Genomic DNA, 8499 nt, shown 5'->3' on the forward strand with positions numbered 1-8499 from the left:
CGCATGAGCGGCGCACGGCTGACGGAAGTTGCATCGCGCCACCAGTTTGATGAAGCGCGCCTTGCGGCTTGGCTGAACCGCCATGTGGAAGGTTTCGGCGGAAATATGCAGGTTCGGCAGTTCGTCGGCGGCGCATCCAACCCGACGTTCATGCTTTCCACCGAGGCGGGCGATTACGTCCTACGCAAAAAACCGCCCGGTCAGCTCCTGGCCAGTGCGCATCAGGTCGATCGCGAATATCGCGTCATGGCCGCGCTCCGTGACACTGGCGTCCCGGTACCCGTCATGCGCGCCTTGTGCGACGATCCCGACGTGATCGGCACCGCCTTTTACGTCATGGATTATCTGGAAGGGCGCATCTTCCGCGACGCGACTTTGCCTGATCTGACCCCCGCCGAACGAAGCGCTGTGTACGATCAGTTGAACGCAACCTTGGCCGCGCTCCACTCGGTGGATCACCGCGCCGTCGGGCTGGAGGATTACGGCCGGCCCACTGGCTATTTCGAACGGCAGATCGCGCGCTGGACCAAGCAATATCGCGGTGCAGAGACCGAACCCGTTCCGGCGATGGAGGCATTGATCGCGGAACTGCCTGGGCGGATCCCGGCCGATGAAGCCGTGGCGATTGCTCATGGTGACTATCGGCTGGAGAACGTGATGTTCCACCCGACGGAGCCGCGCCTCATCGCCGTGCTTGACTGGGAGCTCTCCACGATCGGCCATCCGCTTGCCGATCTCGGCTACAACGGGTTCATGTGGCATTCGACTTCGCCATCCTGGGGCACACTGGCGGGCGTGGACTTTGCCACCAGCGGCATTCCTTCGGAAGAGGAATATGTCGCCGCTTATTGTCGGCGCACAGGGCGCAGCGGGATCGAGGACTGGAGCTTCTATCTCGGCTTCGCCGTCTTCCGCCTGGCCTCGATCAGCCAGGGTGTTTACGCTCGCGCGCTTGCCGGCACCACGCCCAATGCCGGTGAGGCGATCAACGGCTGCCCGGCGCTGGCCGAACAGGCGCTCGCGCTGCTGCGCCGCGACGGCTGAGGAGCGAATATGTCGAGCGATGCGGTCCTTCCGTTCCACCTGACAGTGCCGGAGGACGCACTGCAGGATCTGCGCGATCGCCTGTCCCGCACGCGCTGGCCGGAACGGGAGACCGTGCCGGGCTGGGAACAGGGCGTCCCGCTCGACCGCGCAAGGGCGCTCATCGATCATTGGCAGAACGACTATGATTGGCGCCGGTGCGAAGCGGCGCTGAACGCCATCGGCCAGTTCACGACAGAAATTGACGGACTGACCCTTCACTTCCTACACCGGCGCTCGCCGCACCCCGACGCCCTTCCCATCATCATCACGCATGGTTGGCCGGGGTCAGTCGTGGAGTTCATGAAAGTGATCGGCCCCCTGTCCGACCCGGTCGCGCATGGCGGGAAGCCGGAGGATGCGTTTCACGTCATCTGCCCGTCTCTCCCCGGCTACGGCTTCTCGGAACGTCCTGAGCAGGGCTGGCCAGTCCCGCGGATCGCCAAGGCATGGATCGCGCTGATGAAGCGCCTGGGCTATGACCGCTTCGTCGCGCAGGGTGGTGATTGGGGCTCGGCCGTGACGACGGCCATTGGTGCCAGCGGGGACCCCTCCGTCGCCGGCATCCATCTCAACATGCTGGTCGTGCGTCCATCGCCCGAAGACATGGCGAACGCGACTGATCAGGAGAAGGCCTCGCTTGAAAGCCTGCAGCGCTACATGCAGGACGGGAACGGCTATTCCCAGCAGCAGGCGACGCGCCCGCAGACCCTCGGCTACGGCCTGGTCGACTCGCCCGTTGGCCAGGCGATGTGGATCTACGAGAAGTTTCGCGAATGGTCCGATTGCGACGGCGAACCGGAAAATGCGCTTAGCCGCGACGAGATGCTCGACGACATCATGCTCTATTGGCTGACAGGTACCGGCGCCTCGTCCGCAAGGCTGTATTGGGAAAGCTTTCGATCGTTCGGCACGGACAAGGTAACCGTACCTACCGGTTACAGCATGTTCCCGAAGGAGATCTTCCGTGCCTCACGGCGCTGGGCGGAGCGGCAATATCCCAACATCATCCACTGGAATGAGCTGGACCGCGGCGGGCACTTCGCGGCCTTTGAGCAGCCCGAATTGTTCGTTCAGGAGGTCCGCACGGCCTTCAGGCCCTTGCGGACTGCCTGATCAATCCCGAACCAGCGCGTCGATCGCCGCTTGGAGGATATGCGCCGCCGCCAGGCTGTCGATCCGCTCGGCACGTTTGGCCCTGCTCATATCCTGTTCGATCATCACCCGTTCCACCGCGACCGTGGACCAGCGCTCATCCCACAGCAGGATGGGCGCGAGATCGGCAATGTTGCGTGCAAAGGCGCGGGTGGATTGGCTGCGCGGGCTTTCCGTTCCGTCCAGATTGAGCGGCAGGCCGAGCACGATGCCGGCCACCTGCTGCGCCGCCATCATCTCGCTAAGTGCCGCCTTGTCCTGCGTGAACTTGCGGCGGCGGATCAGCGCTGCGGGGCTGGCGAAGCTCCAGCCCGCGTCACACAGCGCCGTCCCGATCGTCTTCGTCCCGAGGTCCAACCCGATCAGCCGCCCGCCGTTGGGCAACGCGCCGCGGAAATCCTGTGCCGATGCCGTAATCATTGCGCCGCCAGCCTCCGCGCCACATCGGCGCGTACGTTCGCCCAGAACAGGCTGTAGTCGTACACATGATAGTTGTTGCCGGGGAGCACGTAGGGCCCGACATCCGGCCCCCCGCCGATCAGCAGCAAGCCGCGCTCGCCGCACCGTGCCGGCACCTTCCCGCCCTCGATCCTCGCGCTCCCAAGATCCGCCGCGGGGAAAAGCGTACCAAGGTTGCCGCTCGCCGGAGCCTGGGCGTCGGCTGTGCCGGTAAGCGGGTTCGTGCAGACCAGGCGGGATCCACCACGCGGCTTCCCATCGAAACCGATCGACTTGTCATAGGTATCAAGCACCAGGGATGGATCGGCCGGCTCCGCAAACGTTTCCCATGAAAGGAGGCATCCTTGCTGATCCGCACGGGTACATTCCGGCAAGCCCATCGCCCGCAGATCATGCTCGCGGCTGACAGGCCAGCCCACGACATAAGCGGCAACCACGCGCCGGGCGATCGGCGCGCCCGCCACTTTGTCCTTCAGCAGATGCGTCAGATGGAGCGCACCCTGGCTATGCCCGGCCAGAATGATCGGCCGGTCTGCGCCGATCTGGCGCAGAAAGGCAGCGAAGGCGGACTGGATATCGCCATAAGCCAGATCAAGCGCACGTTCGGCGTCGCCCGCATCGGTCAGGAATGATCCGAATGTCGCCTGCCGATATCGCGGTGCCCAGATTTCGCCGGCCTCGTTGAAGACGCTGGCCTGCCCACGCAGGAACAGGGCGGCACGATCATTGGCCTCCTTATTCTCCAGCGGCGCATTCCAGTGGTCGTCGCTCAGATATGACGTCGGATGGATGAAGAAGACCGCCGCGCCGCCCGCCGTCTTGCGCGGCTGGTAACCCGCGGGGGTCCACAGCGCTGGATTGCCCGCAAGGTCAGGGCGCGCCAACCACATGTCGGCACGGTCGTACACGTCTTCGCGCACCTTGGCCTTTGCCTCGAACGGCCGGCCAGGCACGAAGGTCCAGCGGATCAGGTCATTGCCCCAGATCCGGTAAACGACCGCTCCGGCGATCACGAGCGCGATCAGGACGGCAATGACGTAAAGGAACTTGCGTGCCATGCCCGCCCGCCTGCCCCAGCGGCCGGCCCCGCGCAACCATGCTGCGTGTAGCGACCGGCGCTGCCTGGCTCGCCGAACACGCGTTTGCCACGCCAGGCGCGCCGCCCTGTCGCCAGCGCTGTTGCCTTCGCACCGGCCACAGTGATAGCGCGCGCGCCATGTCCGTAGATATTGCCACCGTGAAGAAGGTCGCGAGCCTCGCCCGCATCGCGATCGACGATGCCCATGCCGAGCGGCTCGTGCCTGAGCTCAACAACATCCTTGGCTGGGTCGAACAATTGGGAGAGGTGGACACCAGCGGCGTAGCCCCGATGACGGCCGTAATCCCCAACAAGCTGCGCCTGCGCGATGACGTGGTGAACGCTGATCCGCTCACCGGAGGCGGTCTGCGCGATGCGGTGCTGGCCAACGCGCCCCAGGCCGAACACGGCTTTTTCACCGTTCCCAAGGTGATCGAGTGATCATGCTGGCCGCGACTCGCTGCCCCTTCCTTTCTCTTGAAGCGCCGGCGCAGGCCGGTGTGACGGTGTTCTGATGACTGATCTGACCAGCCTTGGCATTCGCGAGATCCGCGACGGTGTCCGCGAAGGCACATTCACTGCGCGCGAGGTGGCCGAAGCGTTCAATGCCGCTGTCAGCAACGCGCGGCAACTCAATGCATTTCTGGTGGAAACGCCCGATCACGCGCTCGCCGCCGCCGATGCCGCCGATGCCGCACGTGCTGCCGGAGAGGCGCTGAAGCCGCTCGCGGGTGTGCCGATCGGCATGAAGGACCTGTTCTGCACCAGGGGCGTGGCCTCCACGGCGGCGAGCCACATTCTGGAAGGCTTCATGCCGCAGTATGAATCCACCGTGTCGCAGCGCCTGTGGGATGCGGGCGCGGGCATGCTGGGCAAGCTCAATATGGATCAGTTCGCCATGGGCTCGTCCAACGAGACCAGCGCGTTCGGCAACGTGATCTCGCCATGGCGCCGCAAGGACGGTGGCAATGCGGCGCTCGCACCTGGCGGATCTTCGGGCGGCTCGTCGGCGGCGGTCTCGGCCCGCCTCTGCCCGGCGGCGACCGGCACCGACACTGGCGGCTCGATCCGCCAGCCCGCCGCCTTCACCGGCATCTCGGGCATCAAGCCCACCTATGGCCGCTGCTCGCGATGGGGCGTCATCGCCTTCGCCTCGTCGCTCGATCAGGCCGGTCCGATGGCCCGTGACGTGCGCGATTGCGCGATCATGCTGGAGACGATGAGCGGCTTCGATCCGAAGGACGCGACCTCGCTGGACATCCCGGTGCCGAAGTGGGAGCAGGGCCTGAATGCCAGCCTGGCCGGCAAGCGCGTCGGCATCCCGCGCGAATATCGCGTGGACAACATGCCCGAAGAGATTGAGGCGCTGTGGCAGCGTGGCATCGAATGGGTGAGGGACGCCGGGGCCGAGGTGGTCGAGGTATCGCTCCCGCACACCAAATATGCACTGCCGGCCTATTACATCATCGCCCCGGCCGAGGCCTCTTCCAACCTCGCCCGCTATGACGGCGTTCGCTACGGCCAGCGCGATCTGCCGGAGGGTGCAAACCTTCAGGCGATGTACGCCGCCACCCGGGCGGCCGGCTTCGGCGAGGAAGTGAAGCGGCGCATTCTGATCGGCACCTATGTGCTGTCGGCCGGCTTCTACGACGCTTATTTCACCCAGGCGTCGAAGGTCCGCACCCTGATCGCGCAAGACTTCGACAAGGCTTGGGAAAGCTGCGACGTGCTGCTGACGCCGACCGCTCCTTCGGCGGCGTTCGGCCTTGGCGAAAAAAGCGACGATCCGCTCGCCATGTACCTGAACGACGTATTCACGGTGCCATCGTCGCTCGCCGGCCTACCCGCGATGAGCGTACCTGGCGGCCTCGACAAGCATGGCCTGCCGCTCGGATTGCAGGTCATCGGCAAGGCGCTGGACGAGCAAGGCGTGCTCAACGCCGCGCTTGCGATTGAAGAGCGCGCCGGCTTCGTCGCGCGGCCACAGGCTTGGTGGTGAAAGACTCGTCACCGGGTTCGGAGGAGAGTAGCGACCCCACTATTCGCCTGATGGCCTACACCAATCTGGTCCGTCGTTTGTGGGACGAAATCAACTGCGAGATCAATCTCGCTCCCGTGATTATCGCCTACATACGAGGATTGAGGGCGTTTCCGGAATATCGGGATACGACAGTCATGTTTCTCGACACGATTGAAGTGCATGGGCACACGCACTTTGACCAGCTGATGAAGCGGGAGATGACTGCGGTGCTCGACGACTTGCTTGGATCCAACAATGACTGATTATCGCATCAAGGGTGCCACCGGCGATTGGGAGGTCGTGATCGGCCTCGAAGTGCACGCGCAGGTAACGTCCAACGCAAAGCTCTTCTCGGGCGCGGCGACTGCGTTCGGCGCAGAGCCGAACTCGCAGGTCAGCCTGATCGACGCGGCGATGCCCGGCATGCTTCCGGTTCCCAACCGCGAATGCATCCGTCAGGCGGTCCGCACCGGCATGGCGATCGACGCGCAGATCAACAAATGGTCGCGCTTCGATCGCAAGAATTATTTCTACGCCGATCTCCCGCAGGGCTATCAGATTTCGCAGCTTTATCATCCGCTTGTCGGCGAAGGCTCAGTCGAGATCGAAGATGGCGAGGCGGTCAAGACGATCGGTGTGGAGCGCATCCATGTCGAGCAGGACGCCGGCAAGCTGATGCATGATCAGCACCCCACCCGCTCCTATGTCGATCTCAACCGCTCCGGCGTCGCGCTGATGGAGATCGTCAGCCGGCCCGACATGCGTTCTCCGTCTGAGGCGGGCGCCTATCTGCGCAAGCTGCGCGCGATCCTGCGCTATGTTGGCTCGTGCGACGGCAACATGGAGGAAGGCTCCATGCGCGCCGACGTGAACGTAAGCGTGCGCAAGCCCGGCGAGGAGTTCGGCACGCGAACCGAGACGAAGAACGTCAACTCGGTCCGCTTCGTCATGGCCGCGATCGAGCATGAGGCGAACCGCCAGGTCGACGTGCTCGAATCCGGTGGCAAGATCGTTCAGGAAACCCGCCTGTTCAATCCCGACACCGGGACCACGCGCTCCATGCGGTCGAAGGAAGATGCGCATGATTACCGCTACTTTCCGGATCCTGATCTGCTGCCGCTCGAGCTCGATGACGCATTCCTGGATGAATGCCGCGCGTCTCTGCCGGAACTGCCGGATACCAAGCGCAAGCGGTACGAGGCACTCGGCATCACGGCTTACAATGCGGACGTGCTGACTGCGGAGGTCGAGACCGCCCGCTGGTTCGACACTCTGCTTGACGCGGGCGCCGCGCCGGTGGCCGCTTCCAACTGGGTGACTGGCGAGCTGTTCGGCGCGCTCAACCGCATCGGCAAGGACATCACCGAATCGCCCGTCACTCCGGGGCAGGCGGCCGAACTGCTCGCGCTGGTTGCAGATGGCACGCTGTCCGGCAGCCTCGCCAAGCAGGTGTTCGAAGTGATGCTCGAAACCGGCGATGCGCCCGGCAAGATCGTGGAAGAGCGCGGTCTGAAGCAGACCAGCGACACCGGAGCGATCGAGGCGGTGATCGCAGACGTTCTCGCGAAAAATCCGGGTCAGCTTGAGCAGTATCGCGGCGGCAAGCAGGCGCTGTTCGGCTTCTTCGTTGGTCAGACGATGAAGGCAATGGGCGGCAAGGCGAATCCGCAGGTGGTGAACGAACTGCTGAAGAAGGCGCTCGGCTGATCTGTCATCCGCACGGCGTTCCCAATCGTCATCCACCGCACAGAGGGTGATGGCGGGTATGCCGTGCGGCTTGCCACCCTCGCCTGCGCCGATTAACTGCCCATTCCGATGCCTGCCTCGGACCACCGCCCCGCCTCCCTCATTCCCGGCGGCGCCGTCTTTCCGCACCGCCATCTCACCGGGATCGAAGGGCTTCAGCCGCACGAGATCTCTTTCCTGCTCGATGAGGCGGAAGGCTGGATCACTGCCAACCGGCAGCGCGGCGTGCCCGACAAGCGGCTGGCGGGACTCACGCAAATCAATGCGTTTTTCGAGAATTCGACCCGAACGCTGCTGAGCTTTGAAATTGCCGGCAAGCGGCTCGGCGCAGACGTCGTGAACATGCACGCCGCGCAATCGAGCGTGAAGAAGGGCGAAACGCTGATCGACACGGCGATGACGCTGAATGCCATGCGCGCCGACGTGATCGTCATCCGCCACATGTCCTCCGGCGCAGTCCGCCTGATCGCGGACAAGGTGGATTGCCCCGTGCTCAACGCGGGTGACGGCCGCCACGAACATCCGACCCAGGCCCTGCTCGACGCCCTGACCATTCGCCGCCGCCGCGGCACGATCCATAATCAGCGCGTGGTTATCTGCGGCGATCTCCTGCACAGCCGAGTCGCGCGGTCGAACATCCTCGCCCTGACGGCTTTGGCGGCAGAAGTGCGTGTCTGCGCACCGTCCACCCTCATGCCGCCCGCGATCGAGCGCATGGGAGTCACGCCCTTCACTGACTTTGACGCAGCGTTGGAGGGGGCGGATGTGGTCATGATGCTGCGCCTTCAGACCGAGCGCATGTCCGGCGGCTATGTGCCGTCGAGCCGCGAATACCACCTCCGCTACGGATTGACGCTGGAGCGGCTCGCCCGCGCGAAGCCGGACGCGCTGGTTATGCATCCCGGGCCGATGAACCGGGGGGTCGAGATCGACTCGAACGTCGCCGATCATGCGGAGC

Annotated in this window: 9 protein-coding genes; 7 read left to right on the forward strand and 2 right to left on the reverse strand. The window is 64.5% G+C overall.

The features are described 5' to 3' along the window. The first annotated feature begins 3 nt into the window (after positions 1–3). Both AX702_RS11900 and AX702_RS11905 read left to right on the forward strand, forming a co-directional pair. Positions 4–1044, forward strand: a complete 1041-nt coding sequence (locus AX702_RS11900; protein WP_066779827.1) for a phosphotransferase family protein — start codon at positions 4–6, stop codon at positions 1042–1044. Positions 1045–1053: 9 nt separating this feature from the next. After that, positions 1054–2199, forward strand: coding sequence for an epoxide hydrolase family protein (locus tag AX702_RS11905; protein ID WP_066779829.1), 1146 nt, complete (start codon positions 1054–1056; stop codon positions 2197–2199). Here AX702_RS11905 and ruvX read toward each other — a convergent pair whose 3' ends face one another. Continuing rightward, positions 2200–2658 carry a Holliday junction resolvase RuvX gene (gene ruvX / locus AX702_RS11910; RefSeq protein ID WP_066779831.1) on the reverse strand — a complete coding sequence of 153 codons (459 nt, stop codon included), beginning with the start codon at positions 2656–2658 and terminating at the stop codon, positions 2200–2202. It abuts the gene before it with no gap. Beyond that, positions 2655–3755 carry a DUF3089 domain-containing protein gene (locus AX702_RS11915; RefSeq protein WP_066779833.1) on the reverse strand — a complete coding sequence of 367 codons (1101 nt, stop codon included), beginning with the start codon at positions 3753–3755 and terminating at the stop codon, positions 2655–2657. The genes ruvX and AX702_RS11915 overlap by 4 nt, the downstream gene beginning before the upstream one ends. A gap of 158 nt (positions 3756–3913) precedes the next feature. On the opposite strand from AX702_RS11915, the gene gatC reads away from it, so the two are divergent. The 5 genes from gatC to AX702_RS11940 all read left to right on the forward strand — a co-directional run. Further along, positions 3914–4216, forward strand: a complete 303-nt coding sequence (gatC, locus tag AX702_RS11920; protein WP_066779835.1) for an Asp-tRNA(Asn)/Glu-tRNA(Gln) amidotransferase subunit GatC — start codon at positions 3914–3916, stop codon at positions 4214–4216. A gap of 73 nt (positions 4217–4289) precedes the next feature. Continuing rightward, positions 4290–5774 carry an Asp-tRNA(Asn)/Glu-tRNA(Gln) amidotransferase subunit GatA gene (gatA, locus tag AX702_RS11925; protein WP_066779837.1) on the forward strand — a complete coding sequence of 495 codons (1485 nt, stop codon included), beginning with the start codon at positions 4290–4292 and terminating at the stop codon, positions 5772–5774. Positions 5775–5824: 50 nt separating this feature from the next. After that, on the forward strand, positions 5825–6058 hold the full coding sequence (locus tag AX702_RS11930; RefSeq protein ID WP_231731833.1) for a hypothetical protein: 234 nt from the start codon (positions 5825–5827) through the stop codon (positions 6056–6058). After that, on the forward strand, positions 6051–7502 hold the full coding sequence (gatB, locus tag AX702_RS11935; protein ID WP_066779841.1) for an Asp-tRNA(Asn)/Glu-tRNA(Gln) amidotransferase subunit GatB: 1452 nt from the start codon (positions 6051–6053) through the stop codon (positions 7500–7502). Before AX702_RS11930 ends, gatB begins: the two co-directional genes overlap by 8 nt. Positions 7503–7610: 108 nt before the next feature. Further along, on the forward strand, positions 7611–8499 hold an 889-nt coding region (locus AX702_RS11940), incomplete at its 3' end, for an aspartate carbamoyltransferase catalytic subunit (RefSeq protein WP_066779845.1).

It is taken from the genome of Sphingomonas sp. CCH5-D11, from assembly GCF_001557395.1.
GTDB lineage: Bacteria > Pseudomonadota > Alphaproteobacteria > Sphingomonadales > Sphingomonadaceae > Sphingomonas.

Coding starts and splice junctions, on each gene's coding strand:
- gatC (WP_066779835.1), top strand. CDS start 3,914: ATGTCCGTAGATATTGCCACCGTGAAGAAGGTCGCGAGCCTCGCCCGC.
- AX702_RS11915 (WP_066779833.1), bottom strand. CDS start 3,755: ATGGCACGCAAGTTCCTTTACGTCATTGCCGTCCTGATCGCGCTCGTG.
- ruvX (WP_066779831.1), bottom strand. CDS start 2,658: ATGATTACGGCATCGGCACAGGATTTCCGCGGCGCGTTGCCCAACGGC.
- gatB (WP_066779841.1), top strand. CDS start 6,051: ATGACTGATTATCGCATCAAGGGTGCCACCGGCGATTGGGAGGTCGTG.
- AX702_RS11900 (WP_066779827.1), top strand. CDS start 4: ATGAGCGGCGCACGGCTGACGGAAGTTGCATCGCGCCACCAGTTTGAT.
- gatA (WP_066779837.1), top strand. CDS start 4,290: ATGACTGATCTGACCAGCCTTGGCATTCGCGAGATCCGCGACGGTGTC.
- AX702_RS11905 (WP_066779829.1), top strand. CDS start 1,054: ATGTCGAGCGATGCGGTCCTTCCGTTCCACCTGACAGTGCCGGAGGAC.
- AX702_RS11930 (WP_231731833.1), top strand. CDS start 5,825: ATGGCCTACACCAATCTGGTCCGTCGTTTGTGGGACGAAATCAACTGC.